This is a genomic window from Nonomuraea sp. NPDC050790 (assembly GCF_044456745.1).
In the GTDB taxonomy this organism is placed as follows: domain Bacteria; phylum Actinomycetota; class Actinomycetes; order Streptosporangiales; family Streptosporangiaceae; genus Nonomuraea.
The window spans coordinates 431668-453734 of the sequence record NZ_JBITGF010000007.1 but is presented as its reverse complement, the minus strand read 5'-3'; the positions used below and the strand labels follow the sequence as shown (position 1 = coordinate 453734).

Annotated in this window: 38 protein-coding genes; 13 read left to right on the top strand and 25 right to left on the bottom strand. The window is 66.2% G+C overall.

Features of this window, described 5'->3' with window-relative positions; translation table 11 throughout:
- The 6 genes from ACIBEJ_RS35295 (at position 1) to ACIBEJ_RS35270 (ending at position 3646) form a co-directional block, all read left to right on the top strand.
- Positions 1–291, top strand: a complete 291-nt coding sequence (locus ACIBEJ_RS35295; protein WP_397187239.1) for a hypothetical protein — start codon at positions 1–3, stop codon at positions 289–291.
- The gene (locus tag ACIBEJ_RS35290; protein ID WP_397187238.1) at positions 288–2435 is read left to right on the top strand and encodes an FtsK/SpoIIIE domain-containing protein; all 2148 of its coding nucleotides are present in this window, start codon (positions 288–290) and stop codon (positions 2433–2435) included. Before ACIBEJ_RS35295 ends, ACIBEJ_RS35290 begins: the two co-directional genes overlap by 4 nt.
- A 280-nt stretch (positions 2436–2715) precedes the next feature.
- Entirely contained in the window at positions 2716–2892 is a 177-nt protein-coding gene (locus ACIBEJ_RS35285; protein ID WP_397187237.1) for a hypothetical protein, read from the top strand.
- Between the two features lie 28 nt (positions 2893–2920).
- A complete protein-coding gene (locus tag ACIBEJ_RS35280) occupies positions 2921–3082 on the top strand; it encodes a hypothetical protein (protein ID WP_397187236.1) in 162 nt (53 codons plus the stop codon).
- Between the two features lie 238 nt (positions 3083–3320).
- A complete protein-coding gene (locus tag ACIBEJ_RS35275; RefSeq protein WP_397187235.1) occupies positions 3321–3494 on the top strand; it encodes a hypothetical protein in 174 nt (57 codons plus the stop codon).
- The gene (locus ACIBEJ_RS35270; RefSeq protein ID WP_397187234.1) at positions 3491–3646 is read left to right on the top strand and encodes a hypothetical protein; all 156 of its coding nucleotides are present in this window, start codon (positions 3491–3493) and stop codon (positions 3644–3646) included. Before ACIBEJ_RS35275 ends, ACIBEJ_RS35270 begins: the two co-directional genes overlap by 4 nt.
- A gap of 193 nt (positions 3647–3839) precedes the next feature.
- Here ACIBEJ_RS35270 and ACIBEJ_RS35265 read toward each other — a convergent pair whose 3' ends face one another.
- The 5 genes from ACIBEJ_RS35265 to ACIBEJ_RS35245 all read right to left on the bottom strand — a co-directional run bounded on the left by ACIBEJ_RS35265 (position 3840) and on the right by ACIBEJ_RS35245 (position 5655).
- The gene (locus ACIBEJ_RS35265) at positions 3840–4280 is read right to left on the bottom strand and encodes a DUF6941 family protein (RefSeq protein ID WP_397187233.1); all 441 of its coding nucleotides are present in this window, start codon (positions 4278–4280) and stop codon (positions 3840–3842) included.
- Positions 4277–4669: a helix-turn-helix domain-containing protein gene (locus ACIBEJ_RS35260; protein WP_397187232.1), complete on the bottom strand. Its 393-nt coding sequence runs from the start codon at positions 4667–4669 to the stop codon at positions 4277–4279. Before ACIBEJ_RS35260 ends, ACIBEJ_RS35265 begins: the two co-directional genes overlap by 4 nt.
- Positions 4670–4699: 30 nt before the next feature.
- Positions 4700–5062: a hypothetical protein gene (locus ACIBEJ_RS35255; RefSeq protein WP_397187231.1), complete on the bottom strand. Its 363-nt coding sequence runs from the start codon at positions 5060–5062 to the stop codon at positions 4700–4702.
- 159 nt (positions 5063–5221) lie between these two features.
- A complete protein-coding gene (locus ACIBEJ_RS35250) occupies positions 5222–5473 on the bottom strand; it encodes a hypothetical protein (RefSeq protein ID WP_397187230.1) in 252 nt (83 codons plus the stop codon).
- The gene (locus ACIBEJ_RS35245; protein WP_397187229.1) at positions 5473–5655 is read right to left on the bottom strand and encodes a hypothetical protein; all 183 of its coding nucleotides are present in this window, start codon (positions 5653–5655) and stop codon (positions 5473–5475) included. The genes ACIBEJ_RS35250 and ACIBEJ_RS35245 overlap by 1 nt, the downstream gene beginning before the upstream one ends.
- Positions 5656–5760: 105 nt before the next feature.
- Between ACIBEJ_RS35245 and ACIBEJ_RS35240 the strand changes: the two genes are divergently transcribed.
- Positions 5761–5949, top strand: coding sequence for a hypothetical protein (locus ACIBEJ_RS35240; protein WP_397187228.1), 189 nt, complete (start codon positions 5761–5763; stop codon positions 5947–5949).
- Between the two features lie 6 nt (positions 5950–5955).
- Here the strand turns inward: ACIBEJ_RS35240 and ACIBEJ_RS35235 are convergent, their stop codons facing one another.
- Positions 5956–6147 (bottom strand): hypothetical protein, encoded by a 192-nt coding sequence (locus ACIBEJ_RS35235; RefSeq protein ID WP_397187227.1) that lies wholly within the window; start codon positions 6145–6147, stop codon positions 5956–5958.
- Positions 6148–6343: 196 nt separating this feature from the next.
- Positions 6344–6538 (bottom strand): hypothetical protein, encoded by a 195-nt coding sequence (locus ACIBEJ_RS35230; RefSeq protein ID WP_397187226.1) that lies wholly within the window; start codon positions 6536–6538, stop codon positions 6344–6346.
- 421 nt (positions 6539–6959) lie between these two features.
- On the opposite strand from ACIBEJ_RS35230, the gene ACIBEJ_RS35225 reads away from it, so the two are divergent.
- The 5 genes from ACIBEJ_RS35225 to ACIBEJ_RS35205 all read left to right on the top strand — a co-directional run bounded on the left by ACIBEJ_RS35225 (position 6960) and on the right by ACIBEJ_RS35205 (position 10550).
- On the top strand, positions 6960–7589 hold the full coding sequence (locus ACIBEJ_RS35225; protein ID WP_397187225.1) for a DUF1524 domain-containing protein: 630 nt from the start codon (positions 6960–6962) through the stop codon (positions 7587–7589).
- 336 nt (positions 7590–7925) lie between these two features.
- Positions 7926–8552 carry a hypothetical protein gene (locus ACIBEJ_RS35220; protein WP_397187224.1) on the top strand — a complete coding sequence of 209 codons (627 nt, stop codon included), beginning with the start codon at positions 7926–7928 and terminating at the stop codon, positions 8550–8552.
- Positions 8549–9595, top strand: coding sequence for a helix-turn-helix domain-containing protein (locus tag ACIBEJ_RS35215; RefSeq protein ID WP_397187223.1), 1047 nt, complete (start codon positions 8549–8551; stop codon positions 9593–9595). Before ACIBEJ_RS35220 ends, ACIBEJ_RS35215 begins: the two co-directional genes overlap by 4 nt.
- A 212-nt stretch (positions 9596–9807) precedes the next feature.
- A complete protein-coding gene (locus tag ACIBEJ_RS35210) occupies positions 9808–10131 on the top strand; it encodes a hypothetical protein (RefSeq protein WP_397187222.1) in 324 nt (107 codons plus the stop codon).
- A 296-nt stretch (positions 10132–10427) separates the two neighbouring features.
- A complete protein-coding gene (locus tag ACIBEJ_RS35205) occupies positions 10428–10550 on the top strand; it encodes a hypothetical protein (protein ID WP_397187221.1) in 123 nt (40 codons plus the stop codon).
- A gap of 719 nt (positions 10551–11269) precedes the next feature.
- Here ACIBEJ_RS35205 and ACIBEJ_RS35200 read toward each other — a convergent pair.
- The 12 genes from ACIBEJ_RS35200 to ACIBEJ_RS35145 all read right to left on the bottom strand — a co-directional run bounded on the left by ACIBEJ_RS35200 (position 11270) and on the right by ACIBEJ_RS35145 (position 16151).
- Entirely contained in the window at positions 11270–11593 is a 324-nt protein-coding gene (locus tag ACIBEJ_RS35200) for a hypothetical protein (RefSeq protein ID WP_397187220.1), read from the bottom strand.
- Positions 11594–11673: 80 nt separating this feature from the next.
- Positions 11674–11883 carry a hypothetical protein gene (locus ACIBEJ_RS35195; RefSeq protein WP_397187219.1) on the bottom strand — a complete coding sequence of 70 codons (210 nt, stop codon included), beginning with the start codon at positions 11881–11883 and terminating at the stop codon, positions 11674–11676.
- 262 nt (positions 11884–12145) lie between these two features.
- A complete protein-coding gene (locus ACIBEJ_RS35190) occupies positions 12146–12349 on the bottom strand; it encodes a hypothetical protein (protein WP_397187218.1) in 204 nt (67 codons plus the stop codon).
- Positions 12350–12401: 52 nt separating this feature from the next.
- The gene (locus ACIBEJ_RS35185; RefSeq protein ID WP_397187217.1) at positions 12402–12659 is read right to left on the bottom strand and encodes a hypothetical protein; all 258 of its coding nucleotides are present in this window, start codon (positions 12657–12659) and stop codon (positions 12402–12404) included.
- A gap of 380 nt (positions 12660–13039) precedes the next feature.
- The gene (locus ACIBEJ_RS35180) at positions 13040–13393 is read right to left on the bottom strand and encodes a hypothetical protein (protein WP_397187216.1); all 354 of its coding nucleotides are present in this window, start codon (positions 13391–13393) and stop codon (positions 13040–13042) included.
- 9 nt (positions 13394–13402) lie between these two features.
- Entirely contained in the window at positions 13403–13963 is a 561-nt protein-coding gene (locus tag ACIBEJ_RS35175) for a hypothetical protein (protein WP_397187215.1), read from the bottom strand.
- 82 nt (positions 13964–14045) lie between these two features.
- Entirely contained in the window at positions 14046–14198 is a 153-nt protein-coding gene (locus ACIBEJ_RS35170) for a hypothetical protein (RefSeq protein ID WP_397187214.1), read from the bottom strand.
- Positions 14195–14554 carry a hypothetical protein gene (locus tag ACIBEJ_RS35165; protein WP_397187213.1) on the bottom strand — a complete coding sequence of 120 codons (360 nt, stop codon included), beginning with the start codon at positions 14552–14554 and terminating at the stop codon, positions 14195–14197. The genes ACIBEJ_RS35170 and ACIBEJ_RS35165 overlap by 4 nt, the downstream gene beginning before the upstream one ends.
- On the bottom strand, positions 14551–15303 hold the full coding sequence (locus ACIBEJ_RS35160; RefSeq protein ID WP_397187212.1) for an N-acetylmuramoyl-L-alanine amidase: 753 nt from the start codon (positions 15301–15303) through the stop codon (positions 14551–14553). Before ACIBEJ_RS35160 ends, ACIBEJ_RS35165 begins: the two co-directional genes overlap by 4 nt.
- Complete coding sequence (locus ACIBEJ_RS35155; RefSeq protein ID WP_397187211.1) at positions 15300–15641, bottom strand: hypothetical protein; 342 nt, start codon at positions 15639–15641, stop codon at positions 15300–15302. Before ACIBEJ_RS35155 ends, ACIBEJ_RS35160 begins: the two co-directional genes overlap by 4 nt.
- Positions 15638–15838 carry a hypothetical protein gene (locus tag ACIBEJ_RS35150; protein WP_397187210.1) on the bottom strand — a complete coding sequence of 67 codons (201 nt, stop codon included), beginning with the start codon at positions 15836–15838 and terminating at the stop codon, positions 15638–15640. Before ACIBEJ_RS35150 ends, ACIBEJ_RS35155 begins: the two co-directional genes overlap by 4 nt.
- Entirely contained in the window at positions 15831–16151 is a 321-nt protein-coding gene (locus ACIBEJ_RS35145; RefSeq protein WP_397187209.1) for a hypothetical protein, read from the bottom strand. The genes ACIBEJ_RS35150 and ACIBEJ_RS35145 overlap by 8 nt, the downstream gene beginning before the upstream one ends.
- Before the next feature lie 216 nt (positions 16152–16367).
- Between ACIBEJ_RS35145 and ACIBEJ_RS35140 the strand changes: the two genes are divergently transcribed.
- On the top strand, positions 16368–16706 hold the full coding sequence (locus tag ACIBEJ_RS35140) for a hypothetical protein (RefSeq protein WP_397187208.1): 339 nt from the start codon (positions 16368–16370) through the stop codon (positions 16704–16706).
- A gap of 81 nt (positions 16707–16787) precedes the next feature.
- Here the strand turns inward: ACIBEJ_RS35140 and ACIBEJ_RS35135 are convergent, their stop codons facing one another.
- The 6 genes from ACIBEJ_RS35135 to ACIBEJ_RS35110 form a co-directional block, all read right to left on the bottom strand.
- On the bottom strand, positions 16788–17204 hold the full coding sequence (locus ACIBEJ_RS35135) for a hypothetical protein (protein ID WP_397187207.1): 417 nt from the start codon (positions 17202–17204) through the stop codon (positions 16788–16790).
- Entirely contained in the window at positions 17204–19048 is a 1845-nt protein-coding gene (locus ACIBEJ_RS35130) for a hypothetical protein (protein WP_397187206.1), read from the bottom strand. Before ACIBEJ_RS35130 ends, ACIBEJ_RS35135 begins: the two co-directional genes overlap by 1 nt.
- 29 nt (positions 19049–19077) lie before the next feature.
- Complete coding sequence (locus tag ACIBEJ_RS35125) at positions 19078–20919, bottom strand: hypothetical protein (protein WP_397187205.1); 1842 nt, start codon at positions 20917–20919, stop codon at positions 19078–19080.
- A gap of 86 nt (positions 20920–21005) precedes the next feature.
- Complete coding sequence (locus ACIBEJ_RS35120; RefSeq protein WP_397187204.1) at positions 21006–21446, bottom strand: hypothetical protein; 441 nt, start codon at positions 21444–21446, stop codon at positions 21006–21008.
- A 1-nt stretch (position 21447) separates the two neighbouring features.
- On the bottom strand, positions 21448–21711 hold the full coding sequence (locus ACIBEJ_RS35115; RefSeq protein ID WP_397187203.1) for a hypothetical protein: 264 nt from the start codon (positions 21709–21711) through the stop codon (positions 21448–21450).
- Positions 21708–21989, bottom strand: a complete 282-nt coding sequence (locus ACIBEJ_RS35110) for a hypothetical protein (protein ID WP_397187202.1) — start codon at positions 21987–21989, stop codon at positions 21708–21710. The genes ACIBEJ_RS35115 and ACIBEJ_RS35110 overlap by 4 nt, the downstream gene beginning before the upstream one ends.
- Positions 21990–22067: the final 78 nt, after the last annotated feature.

Genomic DNA, 22067 nt, shown 5'->3' with positions numbered 1-22067 from the left:
ATGTCTACGATCGTCGCGGTCGCGTTGACCTGCTGCCTGTTCGCCATCTGCGCACTGCGCGAGGTCACCCCCGACGCGCGCACCCCTGCCGAGTTGGTTGCCCGCGCGCGTGCGCTCGGCTGGCTGTTCCTGCCCTCGGTCCTGCGGTGCGTTGCTGTCGCGGTGCTGCTCGTGCTTGTGGAGGCGGCCCGCTTGTGCTGCCAGGCCACGCGGCTGGCCGGCGCTGGGCTGCTTCTTCTGGCCTTCCATGTGGAGCGGGTCGGCCGTAGCCGGGAGGTGGGATGGGCGTGAGCGAGAGGCGTACGGATCTGAGGGTGGTGCGGGACGCGGCCGAGGCTCCCGGCCTGCCGGTACCTGCTCCGGATGCCGGCACTGAACTTGACGCAATGGTCTACGACGCCGAGATGGTGGACGCTCCTGAGCCCCGGTCAAGGCTGCTTCCGGACGTCATCGTCGAGGGCATCACCGTTATCCGGCCCTCCCGCGACACGATGCGGGTTGTGCGGGTCGCGCTGTCACACAGCGTGTGCGTGGTGCAGGGCTGCCACTCCTGGTGGGTACGGGCCGGTGACGGCCTCACCCACGGCGTGTATCGCCGCCAGATCCGCGCTGCGGAAGTCATGGGCGATCAGGAGGCACTCGCTGCCTGGGTGGACCGCAAGGAACGGGCCGTGGCAGCGCGGCGCTCCCGCCTCATGGATCTACCGCTGCTGGCTGTGAGCGTGGCCAAGTTCCTGGGGATCTCGCTGATCGGCGCGCTGATCCTCCTGCTGGCCCTGTCCATCGCGGTCTGGGCTACAGGAGTCGGCAGCTTCGGTGCCGTGTGGGAGCTGATAGGCGACCTCATCCGGCTCCTCCTCACCGTCCTCACGTACACGTGGCCTGCGATACCAGCCGGAGTTGCGGTTGCCGCCTGGCGGGAAGGCCGCCGCAACGGGAAGCCTCTCACCTGGCTGTCGCTGGACGGTGCCGACGGCCGGCGGAGCAGCGCGCCTGTGATGATTACGCCGTCGGTGGTCGTCACAGCGCTGCGGGACATCGGCTACGCGCCGCTGCGCAGGGCCATCAAGGACATGGGCGACGTCGGAGCCGCGATGCTCGGCCCGATCCGTATCGCAGGCTGCGGTGTCGAAGTGGACGTCGCGCTGCCCTCGGGCACCTCCACGGACGAGGTGCAGAAACGGCGCCGGAAGCTCGCGGAAAACCTCGGCCGGCACGAGCACGAGCTGTTCATCACCATCCCCAAGCAGGCGCGCACCGTCCGCCTGTGGATCGCTGACCCGGGAACTCTGGACGAGCCGATCGGCCCATCCCCTCTGGTCACCAGCCAGGAGATCGTCGCCGACTACAAGAGCGGCCAAGCCCCGTGGGGTCAGAACCTGCGTGGTGATGCCGTCGGCATCAGCCTCTACCAGCGACATCTGCTCATCACCGGTCTGTCGAACCAAGGCAAGACTGCGGCCCTACGCGCTCTGGCTCTGTGGCTGGCGTTCTTCGCGCGCATGCGCTTCTACATCGCCGACCTCAAGGGTGTGGGCGACTGGGCCATGTTCGAGGACCTGGCCGAAGTCCTCATCCAGGGTCCGACAGACGACCACGTCGCACGCGCGACCCGGATGGTCGAGTGGGGTGTCGACGAGATGGAACGCCGCCTCCAGGCGCCTGCTGGCAGCGTGTTCGATCCCATCATCCTGATCGTGGACGAGGCGCAGGTCGCGTTCATGTGCCCAGCCAAAGACGAGGACGGCATCCCCTACGGGGGCACCAAGGCCCACAGCAGGTACTTTCTCGCCGCCCGGAAGATCCACAACCAGGGGCGGGCCGTAGACGTCCTGCTGTGGCAGGGCACACAGAACCCGACCGACCAGAACCTCCCCGTCCTCGTCAGGGAGGGCGCTCACATCCGAGCCTCACTGGTCGTGGGCACCGAATCGCAGGCCCGCATGGCCCTGGGTGAGCAGGCAGTCGACGGCGGCGCCTCGCCCCACATGCTGCGCCAAGACCTCGACAAAGGCACCCTCGTCGTCAACGGCGGCGGCATGAAACTCCCCGCAGGACAGACCTCCATCACCATCCGCACGCACTACGTATCAACCGAGGAGGCTTTCGAAGTCGCCGACCGCGCCAAAGCGCTCCGCCATGGGACGGCCACCCTTGATGGCGTGCCGGCCGACGACACGGCCGACCCGGTCGCTGACATCGCCTACGTGCTGGGCGACGTACCGCGGATGCTCACGCAGGAGGTTCTCCAGCGACTGGCAGAGCGCAATCCAGGCCGGTATCGCAAGTGGACATTCGCTGATCTGAAAGAGGTCCTTGAGGACGCCGGAGCGGCCCCTTACAAGTCCGATGGCCGCATGGTCGTGGGCCGGGATCGCGTCATCACCGTCCTGGCGAATCGGGCCGAAAAGGACCCCGATGATGATGCCGGCTAGCGGAAAACGATCAGGGAGTCGCTCAGGGAGGCAGGGAGAACTCCCTACAAGCGTCCCTGCGCTGCTTTGTTGCTCCGACCTGCAGAACTCCCTGCCAGGGAGGCAGGGAGGCGGTCTCAGGATCCTGCCTGGAACGCCCCTCAAGCGTGCCTTGCGGGGGGTCACCTGCCTCCCTCCCTGCGGTCCTGAGCGGGTGGTTGCGGACGCCTGCCCGCCGCCGTCGGGCGGGCGTCCGGAGCACCCCGCTCCAACCCCAACATCAACGACAGGGAGATCAGCCATGGCCGAACAGGGCCAGAAAGCCACGCTCCGCACCCTCGGCGGCAACACCGTCGAATTCGTCCACGAGGGAGGCATCTACGGCTTCGGTAGCTGGACGTGCAACGGCTGCCACACGAGCGCCAGAAACAGGCTGGAGAACGCCAACGCCCACGCCGCCGAATGCCGCGCCGAGTAGCAACCGCCTCCAGCGAAAGGACTTACCGATGAAGGACCAGATCACCTACACCACCGCAGGCGGCGGCACCGTCGTCTGGAAACAGGACGACGACCGCGGCCAGTGGGAATGCAAGGCGTGCGGCAGCAGCGACAGACGCGCCTACGCCTACGAGGCCAACGAGCACGCCAGCAGATGCTGGGCGCGGTAACCCCATGAGCCTCAAACGCGCCATCACCGACTACGTCAAAGGCCAATCCACCAAAGGCAACTGCAGCGAATGCGGCCACGGCTCAACCGCCGCCCCTGGATGCGCCTGCAAGGCGGCCTGGTGCCCCTGCCACGCCGCCTACTACGGGCACAGCGCACACCGATGCTCCGGCCGTACCGAAGACCACTAACTACTCCTCGCATCGCCATCGAAGAACCGAGAGAAAGGTGCCCCCATCGTGAGGGTCCGCCTCAACGTCACTCTGCTGACCTGCAAGCGCTGCCAGCAGGAGCACAACAACCCGTTCACCCACACGTGCCGCGTCGGCATGAACGAGCTCGGCGTCCCCGCCGGCATGCGCAAGGCCCGCGACAAGAAGCGCGCGGCGGCACAGAGAAGGAATGGCCGTTGACGGCGCGGCGAGAGCCCCAACCCCAGCCGCGCTACCACGGCATCTGCGAGGGCTGTCATGAGCACGTCGAGATCTACCACGCAGACGACGGCCCGACCACCATCGGCTGGGACCGCTACGGGCATCGGGTCGTCCTGAAGAAGATCGAGTAGAAGGGATGGCCCTCATGCGGCCGCTCAAGAGCCCACACCCTGCTCGCTCAGGAGCGGATCGACAAGCATAAGACGAAGGGCATCTGGGGGTGGTGACCGATCTCAGCGGTATCACCCGTCGTACGGCCCGCATACGGTAACCCCCGCACGTTGAGGCCCTGTCCGTACCTACGGGCGGGGCCTCGCCATGCGGTCAGGGTTCGCTTTTCCGCATGGCAAAAGCGACTGAGGCCACAACGGTGTCCTCCGTCTCGAAGAGCCACTCGTAGACACGGCCGGGACTCAGCGGCAGTGGGGGCAGCGTGAGGGAGAAGCTGAGGTTCATGGGAACGCCTTTGGCTTCTTCCCCGGCCGGCTGAGCGGCGGTGAGAGCTAGTTCGCCTTGAAAGCTGATGGGGCGCGGCGCGCCATCGACTCCTGCCGCCTCGACAGGGCGCCCATTGTCGTCGATCAAGCGAAGCTTGAAGGCGACATTCCCATCAGCTTCATCCCATGGGATGCGGAGGAAACCGACGATGGCTGCCGGCGGCACCACCGGGCCGGTGATTGACCAGCCTCCGCCGAGCATGTGGACCTTGCCTGATCCCGGATCCGTGGTGGCGGAGTCCGCCAACACGAGGAATCCCTCGATCACGAGGTCGCCGCCCTCAGATTCAGGCTCGCAGTCGCACTGGTCTCGCTAACGTTCCCGTAGGCCTCGACACAGATGCGTCCGGGAGTCGAGCGGGTAACCGATACATCGCCAGGGGCAATTACTGTGTGTACGACGTCGACACCGACCGCCAGCGCGTATCGGCGGATCGTCGAGAGGTGCGGATCCCCTCCTAGACGCTCGAAGTCAGAGACGGCTGGCTGAGTGCGGCCCATCCGCTCGGCCACCTCGGCTTGTGTCAGCCCGCGATCCTTCCTGACGGAGACGAGCGTCTCGACTAGGCGCATGTCGCGGTCGATCGCGGCGATATCGCGCTGAACCTCGGGATCGGTCAGGTCGATGCCGAGTAGCTCTGCGACGTGAGGGTCCATCACAGCCAACCTCCTCGTATCGGGTTCACCTTATATTCTGCCCAGCCACTCGGCCAGCCGTTCACGCGCCCTGCCAACTACCCGATCCTGTGCCCCCTGGCTGCCTTTCATATGAAATGCCAGGCCCAGCAACACGTGTTCATTGCTCGGGCCATACGCGAAGTAGAGGCGGTACTCGTTGCTCTGATAGGTGAGCCTGGCCTCAAACAGGCCCTTCCCCAGCGACTTCGTGTCGCGCGGCAACGTCTGCCCGAGCTGGATCCTCCACATCAAGAGCCCGAGCTCCTGCTTCGGCGGGCCTCGGCCGAGGACCTCTTCGATCTCCTCGCTGACGATTCGCCTACCTGATGGCGTGCAGTACAACTGCCACGTGGCATCAGACTTACCCTCCACGCCACCCTCCCCGGGACTGCGGCCGGCAAGAGCCCGAATGTACATCCGAAGCAGCCCGTCCACAGCAGCGTGTCGAGATCGCAACACAAGGCGACGCGCACTGCCCCGAATGGCCCCGCGTCAGCATCCAAGCCCGGCGCCCCGAGGAGGTGTAGGTCGTTACGCGGTCTCCTCGCCTGCGCTTTCCTCTGGCTCATGCAGATCGCCCAGCTCGACGAATTCTTGCAGCACGTCCATGGGGTAGATCCCTGGAACGCCGAGCGCCATCCCGTTGCGGGTGACCTTGTACCAGACCTCTCCCGGTTCGGCTCCCGCGTCCCACATGCGGGCCAGCAGCAGATTGGTGTCCGGGTTACCAAGTTGGACCGGTTCGACCCGCAGCCCGTCAGGCCCTTCCAGGTATCGGCCCATCAGCCGCGGGCCCGCGCCAGGTGCTGGTGCATGAGCCGGTCGGTCGCCAGCTCGACAGCCACCTCGACCTCGCGCAAGGCGCGGAGCGCTTCGTCTGCGGTGGCGAAGTCCCGGGCCAGGGTGACGGCGGCGTCCATGACGGGGTGGAGGATTTCAGAGATCCGGGCAGGCTGGTCTTCCATGCCCTGACGTTACGTCGTGTCCGGATCTGCGCAAAGGGCCGTCTCATCTCGGGATCTATCGCTAACCGGCCGCCGCGTCGGCTTAGTCGGGGCCACCCTGATCCCATGGACGAGCAGGAAGCCGCCGCCGTCGAGGCATACGAATGGACCGGGCATACCGCCGAGGAGTGGGCGCTACTGTCACCCGAGCAGCGTCTCTCTGCACTGATGGATGTGAGTGCTGCCGAGGATGATCCGCCGCCGGCGCATGTGGCCGAGCGTGCGCGGGACGCGTACAAGCGGCCGTACGGCTGACGCCGCTCAGCCTGCCCGGGATTGGCGGGAGATGTCGCCCCAGGATTCGCTGCGCAGTTGGTCTTCGATCTCTTCGGCCAGGAGCCGTAGGCGGACCAGTCCGCGGAGCATCTCTCTCGGATCTGTGCAGCGGATGTCGCCGGCGGCTTTGTGGATGCGCACGAGTGCGAGGTTGCGTGCGGCTTGCGGGTCTGCCATCTTTCGACGTTACGTCCGGGCCGGAACGGTGCAAAGACCCCAGACGGTCCTGACAAGAACTGTGAACCTTGTTAAGGGCTGGGGCGTCTACCACACGTGAGATCACTGTGGCAGCGTGCGGCTACCCCGGCGGTCTCCTCCGTGAGGGCAGCCGCTCCAGTCCCCCACGCTGGGGCGGCTGTCCCATACGCGAAGCTCAGCAGCGCAGCATCCCGCTGCCCGTGGTGACATTGGCGGAGTGGATGTAGCCGAAGGCGCTGCCGTACGGCATCCGGTACCACCAGCTACTGCCATCCACTGACTGGCCGACGACGTAGCAGGTGACCGGCAGGTGCGCCCCCTTAGCGCAGTAGAACAGGACCCGCCCCTCCAGCGCCGGCTTGGTGCGCACCTTCCCTTGATCAATCTTGCAGGTCGCCCCTGCGAATGTGCCCGCCGACGCGGGCGTCGCTATCCCAGCCACGGCGAGCGACGCCGCCACGAAACCTACCGCCACTGCGGTCGCGATCTTCCGGACCATCATGCCTCCATGCGCTGTCACCAGCCAGAGCTCTCGCCCAGGCGTTGCGGGAGCGTAGCGGGAGGCGCTTTCGATCCGCTTTTGATGTTGACCCGATATGAGCATGTAGGCGGTGATTCTCGGGCGACGTATCCGGGCGTTACGGTCCCTGCCCACGAAATCTGACGCCGCTTGTTGGCGCGTGTCGTCCCTAGCCGCAACCTGGCCACGTTGAGACCTTCAACCTGACCCCCCGCCGCGCCCCCGACACGGCACGCGCCTGTCCGCGGCCGGGCTCAGGAAGGCCAGCGCCATGCGGCAATCCCGCGCCGCCCTGCTCACCCTCCTCGCCACGCTCCTGCTCATCCCGCTGTTCGCCGGCCCGGCCGCGGCCACCCCGCCGGGCATGCCCACCACCGCGGTAGCCCTGCAGCAGCTACAGCTCATCGAGGTCGCGTCGGAGAGCCACGCCGACTCCTACGACCGGGCCCTCTTCCCGCACTGGATCACCATCTCCGGCACCTGCAACACACGAGAGACCACCCTCAAGAGGGACGGAGACCAGGTCGTCGTCAACTCCTCCTGCGCCGCAGTCTCCGGCTCCTGGTATTCGCCCTACGACGGGGTGACCTGGACACAGGCGAGCGATCTCGACACCGACCACATGGTTGCGCTGGCCCAGGCGTGGCGTTCGGGCGCCTGGGCCTGGACGACCGAGAAGCGCCGCCAGTTCGCCAACTCACTGTCGGACACACAGTTGTGGAATGTGACGGACAATGTCAACCAGTCCAAGAGCGACAAGGACCCAGCTCAGTGGCGTCCCCCGCTGGCCAGCTTTCATTGCGACTACGCGAAAAGCTGGACAGACGTTAAGTACGACTGGGGCCTGACGGCAGACCAAGCCGAGGTCGACGCGCTCGCCGACATGCTCGCCACCTGCTGATCCGAGACAGCAAAGAGCCCGTCCCCAGCAGGGGGCGGGCTCTCCCTCGCGTCTGCGTGAACGGCCAGCGTACGCCTCACGCTGGCCGAGATGCCAGGGTCAGTCCTGAACTGCCTTCAGCAACGCCTGAGACGCCTGGTACCGGTTCTCGACGCCGGCCCACCACTCGTGCCGGTTGATCTCCCGACGAGGCGCAGCCGCTCGGACCGCGCCTCCGCCAGTTCGGCTTGCCGCTCGGGCTCCGGGTTCGCCTCCAGAGCGAGCACGAACAGGGAGGCCCACCGCCGTGATGCCTTCGTGACCTCAAGCAAGATCACTGATGGTATATTTTCCGGTATGAAATCGCACCCAGAATCGGCTGAAGTTCTGTCAGACCTCGGCGAAAAGGTCACCGAAGCCTTCGCTCGTGCGGTTTCCCGCGCGCGATTGGACCTCGCCAATTACCGCGAGAACGATCCCGGATGGGTGGCGCAGTCCAGCGAGCGTGGCTTAGCCAACTGGATCCACGACCGTCTATGGCATCACCTGATCAGCCTCGTCGACGGTCTGCCCGACATTCAGATCGTTGACACGGAACCAATGAGAGAGGTGTTCGCTGGCGTCCGCTACCGCCTTCGCGCAAAGCGTCACGCAGACGACGGCAGCATCAGCACCTACGCGACGGCAGGGGCGATGGACTTCCTGGTGCAGCCTCCTACCCAGGAGACCCTCGCCGGGCTGGAAGAGATCCGGCTCATCGTCGGCTACATCTGGGACAAGGAGTCCCGGGAAATCGGACCTTCGGTCCTGTCCTTGCGTGATGGGAAGGACGCCATCGTCTGGGTAGAAGAATTGCCCGACCCCGGCACGGGGTACGGAGGCGGGACAGTCACACCGATACCTACCGCTCCCGAGCCCACAGCCCCAGTCATCGACGTCGGCGACGAGGCAGCACAAGACAGCGAAGAGAGCGCAGAATCATGAACCATCTCGGCGAGGTGCTCGTAACAGCTCGCCGGGCATGCGGGTTCACGCAAGAAGAGCTTGCGACCGCGGCCGGAGTCACTCAGGCAGCACTTTCGAGGTACGAGAACGACCTTCGGGAGCCTGAACCTGATGTACTCGCGCGGTTGGCCGCGGCCTTGGGCGTCACTGAGACGTTCCTGGCCGCGGCGGGACGCGTGCACGGCGGGATGGCCATTGACGCCCATATGCGGCGCCGCCTGACTGCCAAGCCCACTGTGTGGCGCCAGCTCGAAGCGCGGCTCAACATGTACCGGATGCATGCACGCCTGCTGTTCGAAGAGGTCTCTGTACGAGCCGAGCAGCGAGTACCGACGTTGGACCCTGTGGACATGCCACCCAGCGATGCAGCCCGGCTTGTGCGCATGCAATGGCGCATGCCGATCGGGCCAGTTCGCTCACTGACACGGTGGCTAGAGGCTGCCGGTTGCCTGGTCATCGAAGAAGACTTCGGCACCAGCAGAGTGGACGGCCTCTCGCAATGGATCGACGACCATCCAGTGATCTTGATCAATCGACGCTCCCCAACTGACCGCAAGAGACTGACGCTCGCTCACGAACTCGGTCATCTGTGTCTGCACTCTGTGGACGTGTCAGACGATGTTGAAGCTGAGGCAAACGAGTTCGCGGCCGAGTTCCTCATGCCCATTGAGGTAATCCGACCTCAACTCAGGAACCTGAAGATAGGGCGGCTTCATGACCTGAAACGCGAGTGGGGGGTGTCCATGCAAGCTCTGGTCGAGCGAGCTCACAACGCGAATCTCATGACAGCTGGCGAACGCGCCAACATGCACAAGGCATTCAGCGCCAGAGGATGGAAGACCAGCGAACCGCTCAGCGATGAACTCACACCCGAGCGCCCATCGCTGGCCGAGAACATCGGGCAGGCTCTGGCCGGCAAGGGCCTCGCAGCCAACGACATAGCCCACCTGGCCGGGTTCGCAAGTTCGAAGGAAAACCAACTGTTTCCGGCGCCGCACCCGCGCCTGAGACCGGTTGGCTGACAGCTTGGCCGGGCAAGCTTCGGGACTCTCATGAGATGCACTTCAAAGGGCGGCGAACAAGCGCGTCGAGGCAAATCCTAACTCGGCGCAAATAAATTTGCCGACATCGCGCCTGGTAAATGGCGTCGTGCGCAACATCCTAACTGGTGCGGCCCGGCTGGCGCCCGTAGGGTCTCCAGCGCTGGGCCGCTAGGGCTTAGCGCAAATAGAAAGTGCAAAAATTGCAGGCTAATGAAACAAGCGCCCTCCTGACCCAGGCGCTTGAGCAGGCCGGGTTCGTCGTCGCCAGCACCGAGGAGGAACTCCCCAAGGAGATCAGCTTCCCGGGAGGCGCCATCGTCAGGATCTTCCGCGACCAGGTCGATCTCTATCTGGTCGCCGGATCCCTCACCGACGAAAAGGGGCGCTACGCGGCGGATGTCGCCGTCGAAGCGATCCGTGAGGCGCAGCTCGGCATGTCTGGCGTGGCCGACGCCTTGCTCAATAGCAGGGTTCAGATTACGGGCGGAGTGGTCACGGCCAGCACCGCGCATTAGTGCAGCGGGAAAGAGCTCTCCCCAGCCGGGCGAGGGCTCTTTCCTGTTCCCGGAGAAGCCAACGCCAAATAGCCGTTTCTCCCCTTTACGGCGCGGACGCTCTGGCTCCACAGTTAAGGATCGTCTCCTGGCGGGCTGTTTCCTCTACCTTCAGGTAGAGATCTCTTCCTGCCCGATGATCATGGCCTTGCGTGTTCCCACAGTGTGGACCATCGTGGGCGGGCGGCAACGCCGACACAAGGTTTCCTGGCCGTCAGCCCTGCGCGCCGGACGGACCGGTGAGACGGGAGATCAACGTGTCGGACGACGACCGCGACGGCGGGAACAAGCGCCACCAGTGGATCCGCACCATCGCAGTGATAGCGAAACTGCTGCTGTGGATCCTGTGGGTGACGTTCGACCCGCGCCACCCCGACTAACGGGTGGCTGAGCCTCCTGCCCGCGGAATCGGCGAAACCCGGCAGGCAGGAGGCTCACTGTCAGGCTAGGGACTGGGGGCCGACAGTGAAACGAGTGAGTTCTCCTACCGCGTAGCAAGATCTTCTACCTGGCGGCAGGGTGCACTCCTCCCCGGTGGACATCTGCCCGAGCCTGCGAAATTGGGCCTGCGCGAGACGGTCGCTTGGGTGGTATGCCGATCACGTTCCGTCGCTACCCAGGAAGGCCGAGATGTCCATCGACCGGCCGAGTCGGCTCACATCAGCCTGGCACCTGACGCCGGCGAGATTGCCAGTCAGGACGAAGAACAGCGCCGTCTCGCACCGGTAGTGGCCGGCGGCGGGGCCTGCCTTGATGTGGACGTCTACGTCGCCGATACCGGACCCGCCGCAGAGTCGCCCACCCAGGTAGTATCCGGCGCCTGTCGGGTCCGCGGTGCGCGTGCCATTCGCGCAGTCGTAGACTCCGCCCGCGTGAACCTATCCACCGTTTGGGGCGTCCCAAAGAAGTAGGGATGAGGGTCCCCGACAGGCGAGGGTCGTGCTCGGCCGTACGGCATGCGCAGACCGGCGGCCGGACACCAAACTCCGCACAATGCGACGAAGGCCCGCCCGACCCCCGAAGGGACCGAGCGGGCCTCTCTACGCAACACCCTGGAGGGTGGCACTCGCCCGCCGAAGCGGACGAGGGGATGTCTAGTTCAAGACGACATCGCGACGTTGGGTTCAGGCTCGTCCTCCCAGACGACACCCATCAGTTCGGCAGCCTCGACCGCCAACGGCAGCGACCACTCAGCGAACTCGATCATCTCTTCGTTGAGGATCTCCATCGCCCGCCGGTCCAACCGGTCGAAGAGCGCATCGATCTCTGGCGTCAGGTCGTGGCAGGCGAACGTGCATTGCTCGCTGCCGCCGTACACGCAGCCGCCGTTGCAGCCGTGCAGGCAGTCGCCGTCCTCATCCTCCAAGCTGTTCAGGAAGCGGCCAGGGCGCGTCTCCGCCTCCCACAACCGTCGCTCGCGCACCTTCTCCACCCTGAGCGCGCGAGGCCCGGGACAACACTGACAGCGGACGCGAGGAGCCCTGCGGCCCAGCATGCTCGTCCTCATGGCTCCCCCAGACATGCGGCGTTCGCGCGCTCGCGAAACGGGCGGAACCACTCGTGCTCGGCCAGCAGCTCAGCCTGTAGCTCGGCCTGCTGCTCCGGGGTCAGTTCTTCCTGCTCTCGTGGCGGGAGCGAGACTCTGAGCGCCCGATAGTAGGCGATCGCTCGCTCGTATCTCGCCAGGCGGCTCTCGTCTTCGGCAGCGCTCATCACGCCTCCAATTCGACGGCACTTCACCGGCCATCACTCGGGTCCTCACACAGGTCAAAGGCCCGTCTTCATCGACGGTCCATGTCCTCTCGACTCAGCCCACACGCCATGTACAGCCGGTCGCACACCCACTCCAGGAGCCATCCCGGGATCAGGTGAACGTCGTGGAGCCTGCCGTACCGGGCTGCCCTGCGCCCGGCCATGGCCGGACAGTAGAGGACGTGCGCCAACGCATCGACGCGGCGCCAGAAGAACATCGACATCACGCCTCCCGTTCCGCCTTCAGCTTGTCGATGCGAGCTTGGAGCGCGTCCAGGTCGTCCACCTTGAGCGGCTGCTTGCGCCGCTCTTCCGCGCCAGCCAGCATCGCCTTGACCTCGTCCACGTAGAGGCGTCCGCCGTCCGGGTAGAGGTACACGTCGCGTCCGTCATGCCAGCGGACGACGGTCGGCTGCTCTGGCTCCATCACGCCTCCCGCCGATCTGCCAACTTCTGCCAATTCCTGCCAACCTGGCAGGTCAGTCAACAGGATCCATCGGCCATTTGCACAGCTCGGGATTGGCCTCCTGCCAGGACAGGAAGCGGTCGTGTTGCCGCCAAGCAGCCGCCGCCCTCTGGCGTTGGCGCCGCCTCTCGGCTCGGTAGGCCCAGCTTGCGATGCTCTCAGGGCTGGACAGGTCGATACCGATCAGCGCGAACACCGGCATCCCGGGCGGGAACATCCCAGGCGGCGGCTGCCACAGATCGAACTCCTCGCGACCGTGGTTGACCTCCACAGTTTCCTCCCTGCCTTGAAGAAAAGGGCTGGGTTGCCCGAAGGCCACCCAGCCCAGTGCGCTCACTTGGCAGGTCGCGCCCGCCCAGCGTAGCGTCCAGCGGCTTCTCCACGCTCCACCGTGACACCGAGAAGCCTCGACCCATCCGTGCCGGGTGTTGAGGATCCCTGACCCTCTCACCGGACTCCTACCGCCAACAAGGACGGCAGGCTGGTACAAGTTGCGCGTGGGGAGCCCATCTCCCCACGGGTCTGCAGTCCAGGTCTCGCGGGCAGCTCATCTGCAGCTTCGCCACCGTTGAGGGTCCTGCTGTCGGGCGACGACCGGAGATCAGCCCGGCCGCTCCTCGCCAGATGCGAGGTATGCCACCAGCGTAGCGCTCAGGCGTTCGTGAGCGCCGTCTCCTTCGGCTCCTGGTTCTGCCGGAGCATCAGGCCCAGGACCGCGGCCAGAGCGGCGATGATGACGCCCTGCTGCGCGGTGGTGAACGACAGGCCCGGCAGCCCGAACGACACGATCCCGGTGAGGATCGTCGAAGCGGCGCCGGTGATGGCGGCCACGACGACCGGCCGGGTGGTGAGTGCCACGATGAGCGCCATCACACCGCCAGCCACGGTCATCAAGTAATCAGCCGCCGAACCGGTGATCACACCGAAAGCGACCAGCACCGCGAGGAGAGACTGCAGGCCGTACAGGATGGCCGCAGGCTCACGGCCGAAGATCTTGAACTGCATGACGACCTCCTACGGCTTGAAGGCGTAGCCGCCGTTGTGTTCCCACGACCAGCTCGACTGCACGGTGCCGTCGCCCTTGGTGACGTACACGGCGTCGTTGTCGTTGTTGAAGAACTGACCGTTCGTACCGCAGTCCGGGTCGCTGTTGGCGTACAGGCGGTACTCGGAGCCGACCTTGTAGTTGCCACCCCACCGGATGCCGTTGAAGACAGTGACGACCTCGCCCGGTGCGACCATCGTGGTCGGGTTCGACGGCAGGTCCACGATCTTGTACGTGTTGCACGAGTGCGCCACGTCAGCCAGCGTCTTGGAGTGCGCCCAGTTATCCTCTACCAGGACGCCAGCCACATCGACCGGGGCGCCGGACACGTTCTGGAAGCGGACGAACTCGCGGTTGCGGTTGGCGACGCTGTCCGCGCCCATCGCGTCCGTACCGACCTCGACGATCCGCAGGACATCGCCAGGAACGTCGGCGACGGCGAGCGAGGCGGCCGAGGCCGGGCTTACGGTGCTCAGGCTGGCCGCCACGAACAGGGCAGCGAGCAGGGTCGCGCTCTTGTTGATGCGCATTTCGAGGATGCTCCTCTTGGAGGTGACTTGAAATCTCGGCTCCGAAATGCAAGCCGATGGGCAGCGGCTTTAAATCCGCTGGTCAGTTGGCCTCGTCGATGAGACCGTTGATACGCCCGTCTCCGGGCTCGTCCTCCACCGCAGGCTTGGGATGCCGCGGGAGGAAGTGTTGGTAGGGCCACTGGCCCATCCAGACGCCGTCCAGCGTCAGGTCACCGAGGTCGGTCACGGTCACGCCGTCCAGTCGAAGATGAGGCCAAGAGCGTGCCGGACGCCGTCATACTGCTCGTTGGCGTCGCTGGTGCGCTGAAACTGGAAGTCGATCGGCAGTCCCGTCCTCGCCCGCCCCAGTTCGGAGATGGCCGCGCACAGCATCGACCACCGCGAATGCGTCCGCCCCGGTGTCTTGAATTCAGGGAACAGGGCGTCAAACTCGTCGTCCGGCAGCATGAGGCGGACGTCCACGTCCCGCCAGACCTTCCCCTTGGCGGCGGACCCGACCAGGTACGGGGTGTGCCCGAACGCCTGCTCAACCTCGCGGGCGAATGCGTCCAGGTGCAGCAGGGCGGGCATGCCCACGCCCGCGCTCACGCGACCTTCAAGGCCGCAGTCCAGGTCTTCTCGCCGACGAGACCGTCAGCGTCCAGCTTGGCGGAGCGCTGGAACGCCTTCACGTCCTCGACCAGGTCGGCGTCGTACTTGGTGAGTTCCAGCCAGCCCTTCAGACCGTGCGGCCCGCCGTACCGCTCCTGAGACAGGGCGCCACGGGCGAACAGCAGCGAGCGCAGCGTCTTCACGTGGTAGCTGGTCTGACCAGGCTTCAGCAGCGGCAGGTCCTTCACGAGTTCCTCCGTCCAGGACAAGGTCGGCTCTTCGGCGTCGTCTACGGGCATGCCGTCGTCCACCCACGCCTGCAGAATCCGGCCAGGGCATTCAGTGGCGTAGCGGTCGCCGTGGCCGAGCTTCTTCAACTTCCGGCCGGCTCGCCGGCACGCTTCGTCGTAAAGCCAGCGGATGGCGCGCTTCGCTTCGGCGGTCGGGTTGTTCTTGCCGATGAACGCGACGCCGATACCGGACCGGTTGTGGTCCGGGCAGTGGGCGCCGACGACGAGCCAGCCGCGGCCCTCGAAGATGCGGCCGTCCTCGTCGACGAGGAAGTTGTAGCCGACGTCCGACCATCCGCGGCTCGGCCCCATGTGGAAGTCCTGGATGGACCGCACTGTCTGGGACCGCGGCCCGTCGGTGTGGTGGACGAAGAACTCGGTCCGCGCCGACCACGGCACGCTGTAGACCGGCCTGCTGGTGCGGGCGTTCCAATCAGCACGAGAGGTTATCTTCACGGCCGCTCCTCTCTTTTCTTGTCCATGGCGTCGAGGTAGGCGGCCTTGAAGCGGGTGAACTTCACCAGCAGTGCAATGACCATGGCGTCCACCAGGATCAGCGGCAGGATCGACGCTGCAGCGTCCGCTATCCCGTCCATGCGGGGCACCCAGCCGCGGATCGCGAGCACCACAGCGACACGGGCATAGCCGAGCCATATGGCGAGCACTAGTCCAGAGATAAGGAAGGCCGGAGAGCGGATCGGCCACGCCGGCCGGAACTTGACCAGAAACCAGCTCATCGGCACGAGCCCGCCAAGGAGCGCCCCCCACAGCAGGATGGTGTTCACCCAGGTCATGCCTGACCTCCCGCCGCATCCCGAAAGAGCCAGCGAGCGAAATGGTTGGCGGCGTTACGACGGCGGATGCTGGAGGCCAGCTCTTCGCCGTAGCGCCGAACCTGCTGGCCTTCAGCAGCGTCCTGTATGGCCTGCGACGCCGATTCCTCCACTGCGGCTTCAGCAGCCGCAAGCTGCTCCTGCGTGGGCTTAGCCATCGACGCCCCCGGGCTGTAGCTCGGTGAGGATCTTCTCGGTCGTCTCGGCGACCGCCAGCGCCGGCGCGGTCACGCCGAGAGCCTGATCCAGCAGGGCTTTGCGGGTGAGGGCGTGCGACGTCTGCTCCATCTCGTACAGATGCCAGGCGCGTTCGGTGTCCTTCTCCGCGTCGGCAATGCGGGCGTCCCTGTCGGCTCGGACGTCATCCAGCGTCGACCGGGGTACCAGCCGGCCGGTGAAGATGAGCCACAGCACCGCGAGCAAGACGACGACTGCGCCACCCTGCATGATCGGCAACTGCAGGAAGTCCAACGCTCACCCCTTTATGGTCTCGTTCGGTGGGAGGGGGTGCCGCCCGTCCCGCACCCTCGGAGGGCCTCCCAGCCCTGGAAGACGGGCGGCACGATCAAGGGGCGACCGCCCGCGCTCCCTTTACCGACGCGAGCAGCACCCTCGAAAGGAGCGTCGATGCGCGGGCGGTCACGATCATGGGTTGGAAACCGAGACAAGGCCGCACATAATGACGGCGTGATCGCTTTCGCGTGGGTTCTGCTCGCCCTGGCCGCCCTGAACGCCGCGCTGGGCATCTACACCGTGATCACTGGCCGGGCGCCGGCCTGGGGGCTGTGGTTGAAGAGGCGCCGTCGCAGCAGGCTCAGCGGCTGGGCCAACCTGCTGATCGCCGCGTTCGTGGCGCTGCTGGTGATCACCCAGAATGTCGACTGGTCTCTTGAGGTCGAGGTCGCGTTGATCGTTGCGGGGTTCATGGCGGGCATGGGCGCTGCGGCGTTGCAGATCATCGAAGCTGGTCGGCCTGCGGTTACCGATCGGGAGGATCGGCCGCGCGCAGGTGTTCCAGCAGCGTGAGGACCAGCGGGCGTAGTGCGCGGATGTCGCGGCGCAGCGCCTCGGCCGGTTCCTCGGGAGGTTCTGCCAGCATGGCGGCCATCAGTTGATCGCTCCGCCGCCGCGTAGCGATGACAGTAACGCCTTCAACTGGACGTTCGTGTCAGCGGCGTCCGCCCGCAACTGGGTGATCATGTTCTGCACGGCGCTGTTGTACGTCGGCCCGGCGCTGGCCGCAGACTGAAAGTCGGCCGGATCAGAGACCGGCACACCTGGAGACACCTGCGGTTTGAGGCTGTAGACGGAACCGCCGTCGTCCTTCCAGTGCGGCTCGTTCCCCGAGGTGAACAGGTGCCCGCCCGAATCGGGCGTGTCCGGGGTGGAACCGGCCGGGATCTGCCAGCCCGCGCTCGCGGTGGTAAGCCCGCCCTGGTTAGTGATGGACGACATCAGATCCCGGACAATCTGCTCCAGCGCCCGGATCCGGTCGGCGAAATCCTCGGGTTGCGGTAGCGGCATTAGATTTCCACCTCTTCCTCGAAGATAAGCGTCGCCGTCTCTTGGCTGCCTCTGCTGGTGGCGCGCACGTTGACGCCGATGACCCGCCAGCGGTGGCTGAAGGATGCGCCGCCGTCGCGGATGGGCCACCAGTCGTTGACGAGCATCACGCGGGCGTAGTCGCCGAGGTTGTCGGGCGTCCACTCGGTCTCGTCCAACTTCACGCTGACCTGGTGGATGCGGACTGCTGCGGGCCGTTCGGCTGCCCATCGGGCGGCGTAGGCGTTGAGCGTGTCCACGTCTTTGACGGTCGAGTAGTCGAGCGTCTTGTCGATGCGCGGGTGCCCGGCAGCCAGATAGGCGGTCGCGTTCTGTTCGGACGACATGAGCGGTGTGGACGAGGTGGAGGCGTCCGTGGAGACGCTCTCGCCGCGCGCCCGGTAGGAGGTGGCGCCGCGCAGCGCGTCGATCTCCTGGGAGACGCTCAGCACGTTGCCCGGCTGGGAGAACACGTGGTCCGTCTGGGAGCCGAGCTTCGGATAGCCGAAGCGGACCTCGCGGACGCGGGTGCCGGTGCCCGGGTCGGCGGTGTGGATCAGCCACTCGAACCCATCATCCACGTCGGCGAGTTCCCGCAGCCGCTGCCCGAACGACGCCGTCTCCCCGCCCTTGTAGGCCCGGTCCCGGTTCACGCCGGACGTGCCCGCCTCCAAGGTGAGGCCGATGTCCGCCGACGACAGGGCCTGCATCTCGGTGATGAGCGCGCGAGCGATGTCGAGCTGGTCGGTGTTGTCGTAGGTGAGATCGTCGCGGATCTCGACCGCGTTCAAATAGCTTTCCAGGGACGCGCCGGTCAACGACACCTTGATGGCGCCCCTGCCGTCGATGGAGACGGTCGCCCGCCAGATGACGTAGGTGCCCCAGATGATCCCGTTGCGGTAGACGTGACACACCGTGCGGCCCGGCCCGGTGGACAGGCTGTCCGGCTCCGAAGGGTCGTCGACCCAGCGCGGGATGACCTTGGCCACCTCGTCGGCGATCTCCTCGTTCGCGACGGCCACGCTCGCCGAGAACGGCCCGGGCACGCCGATCGTCCGCGTGTAGGAGACGTCGTCCAGGTCGAGCGTGGCGATGTAGCCGTCGGTGAGCAGGTCGTTGAACACGAACTTGTAGTGGATGTCCTGCGACGGCGGGATCGGGTCCGGCGGCGGCTCCGGCGGGACCGCCGTACCACCCACGTCCACAGTGAAGCCCTGGCTAGGTTCAAGCGCCGAGCTGGACCAGATGAAGTTCGCCGACCCGACCGCGCCCGGGAAAGACCGGGCCTTGTAGGCGAGCGATGCTTTGGCGCGCAGGTTCGCCCCGTACAGGTCGAACGCTTTGGTGTGGCCGACCGGGGTCGTCCACACGCCGTCCAAGCCGGTGGTGCCCGCAGCCCAGCGCAGCGTGACACCCGAGTCGGTGGACGGGGCGACGCTCGGGCAGGTGATCGTGTTATCGGGCCCGTTGTTGACCCGGGCGATCAGCGGCGTGATGCCGCCGTGGTCGCGGATCGCGACGATGCCCACGATCGAGTCGGCCACGCCGGTGAACGGGCTGGTGTCCTGCGTGAACCCGTAGGAGCCGGGCTCGCCCGGACCGGCGATCTTCCACCAGACGCGCGAGCCTGCCCAGTCCGCGCCTTCCAACTGGCCGAGAAGCTGCCACGTCGCCCCGCCGGTCGGGGTCGCCATGTCCGTGCCGATGGCGCCGTGCGACGTCTGGAAGGCGAGCAGGATGTCGCCCTGGGCGGTGCCGGAAGGTTTGGCACAGGAGAACGACAGCGATCCGGACTGTGTGGAGGAGAACGCGCGCAGGGTCGCCACCGGCCACCCCCACCCGAACCCTCAGAAGGTCACATGTAGGCGTCGCGGTGCAGCACTTCGACGCCGGCCGCACCGCCGGAGTCGGTCTCGTAGGAGAGTTCGTTGGAGCCGACGTCGAGGAAGAACTCTTTGATCGGCACCGAGATGGTGTCGGACACATCCGAGCCGTGATCCGTGGAGCCGATCATCGCCTTGCCTCGGTGGGTGTCCACTACCAACAGGTCAGAACCGCCCAGCGTCAGATCGAAGGCCAGCACCCGGTCCAACGTCTCGTTCACGATCAACGGGTTCGTGGCCGGGCCGGGAAACCGCAGCACCGGGTTGGTGTAGACGTCACCCGCGTTGATGAACTCCGTTGGGCCGGACGCGTTCGCCGCCACCACCTGCGACTGCTGGTCCAGCCCATAAAGGCGCGCATCCGGGAACGTCAGCGTGATCACCGGTTCCGGGGCGCCCACCGAGTAGTCGCCGCCCATGACGCCGGTCCGGTCCGTGACCTTGCAAAAGCCGAGCCGCAACTCCGTGTAGCCCTTGGCGACAAACGCCCACAACGTGTTGTCCCGCAGAATCCGCGTGTCATAGCGGAGCTGCCGCAGCAGGTCATCGACCTGCGTCGGATCTGAGATGGAGTCGAGTTGCAAGGCGACGGTGACGATCCGGCGCCGCGCCAGCGACGCGCCCGCATAGGCGCCGTGCCTGCCCGGCTCCTCCTCCGACAGGTCATCGATCGACGGCAGTTCCTGCCAGCCGGTGATCTCCCGGATCCGGTACGGCGTGCCGGTCCCCCACACGACGCCGTTCAACTCGACCTGCCCGACGTCGGTGAGGTTGTCGCCCGGCAAAGTCGGGACGGAGACACCGGCCGACGGGATCTCCCCGACAGCTTCGACGGTCGCCGGTTGGATCGTCGCCTGGAAGGTCGCCGTCACCGTAGGCGCGGGAATGACCGCGGCAGCCTCGACCGTGGCCGGGCTCGGGGTGGCGTTCTGAACGGCGGTGATCGACGGGGATGGCACCTCTCCCACGGCGACAACCGTCGCCGGTTCTACCAGTTCGGTAGAGCCAGCCGTCACCGACGGGGACGGGATGACCGCCACAGCTTCGACGGTGGCAGGGTGAACGCTCTGCCCTGCCGACACGCCCGGCGTGGGAATCTCGGCGGCAGCATCCACCGTGACAGCGTGAACGCCCGAACCAGTGGACAGCGCGAGGGACGGAATGTTGGCGACGACGTCTACGGTCGAGGCGTCGATGGTGGCGTCGAGCGCATCCGTGATCGACACCGTGATGGCGGCCGCCTCGGTGCACGAGGACGACGCGGTGAAAAGCGCTGTACCCGTCGCACCGCTCGACGCGAGCTGCCTGGTAGCGGTCGTGCCCGAGGTGAAATCGTTGGACTGCAGGTCAGTCCGCTCAGTGTGGCTCGCGGGCGGCGACCATGTCTGGGCGGCGGCGAACGGGTACCCGGCGACGAACCTGATCAGCAGATCAGCGGCACCGTCGGGAGTGACCGACGGAGTGCTGATCGACGTTCCGGTCCCTGTGGCGTCCACAGCGAAGACCGGGGTACCCGATCCGCCCGGGGCGCGGATCACTGAGGCGTGGCAGTCGCCGCCATTGGTCTGGGCGACCGTGTAGTTGGCAGGCTCTGACCCGCCCGCCTGCTTGTACATGACGCGGTAGCGCAGCGAGTCCACCGTGCCCGCGGTCAACTCCACCCACGTGGTGCCGCCCGAGATGCCCAGCCCGCCCGCATCGTTCGCCAAGAAGGCGATCATGAAATCGCCGGAGGCCGTCGACGTTGGCCGGGCCACGTTGAAGCTAGCCGAGTTGCTGGCCGCCGAGGATGCAGACCCAAACGAGACAGGCATGCCACCGTCCCCTCACGAAGGTCAGGTGAGCAGGCATGAAAAAGCCGCCCGGAGGCGGCTGCGGAACATCTCGGAGCATTGGGCTACTACGGGATGTAATCCCAGCGGCCGATGCCGTTGGCGTGCCAGGCGACGAGCAAGGTCCCGTCATTGGTTTGGTAGGCGGTGCCGAAATCGATGCCGATGATCAGCCGCTTCGGGCTGAGGTAGTCGGCGTGGATCTGCCCGCCGCGCACACCCGTCAACGTCGAGGACGTCCACGACACGTTGTCGCCATCCCACGTCAGGAAGCCGCTCGCTGCGACCAGCGTCGCCGTACCGACCACCGCACCCGCCGCCGTATACCCGGTGCCGGAAATCTCGCCCGACGTCGAGTACGCCGGGTTGGAGGCATTGAAGTCCGGCGTGATCGTGTTGTCGTACAAGGCGAGCTTCGCCGTGTCGAGATCCAGGTCGATGCCGATCTGCGCGGTGCCGAGCGCATCAGCGAGTGTGTCTCCGTACCAGCCGGAGCCGCCCCACGCCATCTCAGCCGCCCACCTGGATCACTGCGTCCCTGCCGGGAACACCCTCGGCGGGCTTGCCGACGGTGCGCGCCCACTTGCGGAACTCGTGCACCTCGCGACCGACCTCCTTCATGCGCGCCCACGCCAGCGTGAACGCCTCACCTCCGGACTCTCGCGCCTCACGGACCGCGGCCTTAGCCGCATCCAGCCGGTCGGAGTAGTCCTGGCAGATCTCCAGAAACTCCAGCTCCCGGCGAGCCCGCATCGCCGCCACCCTGGCGTTCACCTGACCACCCCCACGTTCGTGAACCTGCCGTTCTCGTAGCGGCCCAGCACCAGCGGCGCGTTCAGGATCTTCACGTCCTGCGCTTCTCCCTCACGCCCGACCCGGCGCCGCCGAACCCGGTTGCCGACCTGGTCGGTCACCACCTGCACCAGCCGCCCCCGCACGTCGCGGAACTCGCTGACCTGATCTCGTGTGGCGGCGGTCCGGCCGCCACGGATGTGCTGGACCGACCTCAGCCGGGCCAGATCCGCCGCCGTAGCGGCGATGAGTCCGGGCATGCCGAACCGCCTCCCGTAAAGGTGTGGAAAGAGAAGTGGCCCCGGGCCGTAGCCAGCGGGCCACCTGTGGAGAGCAGG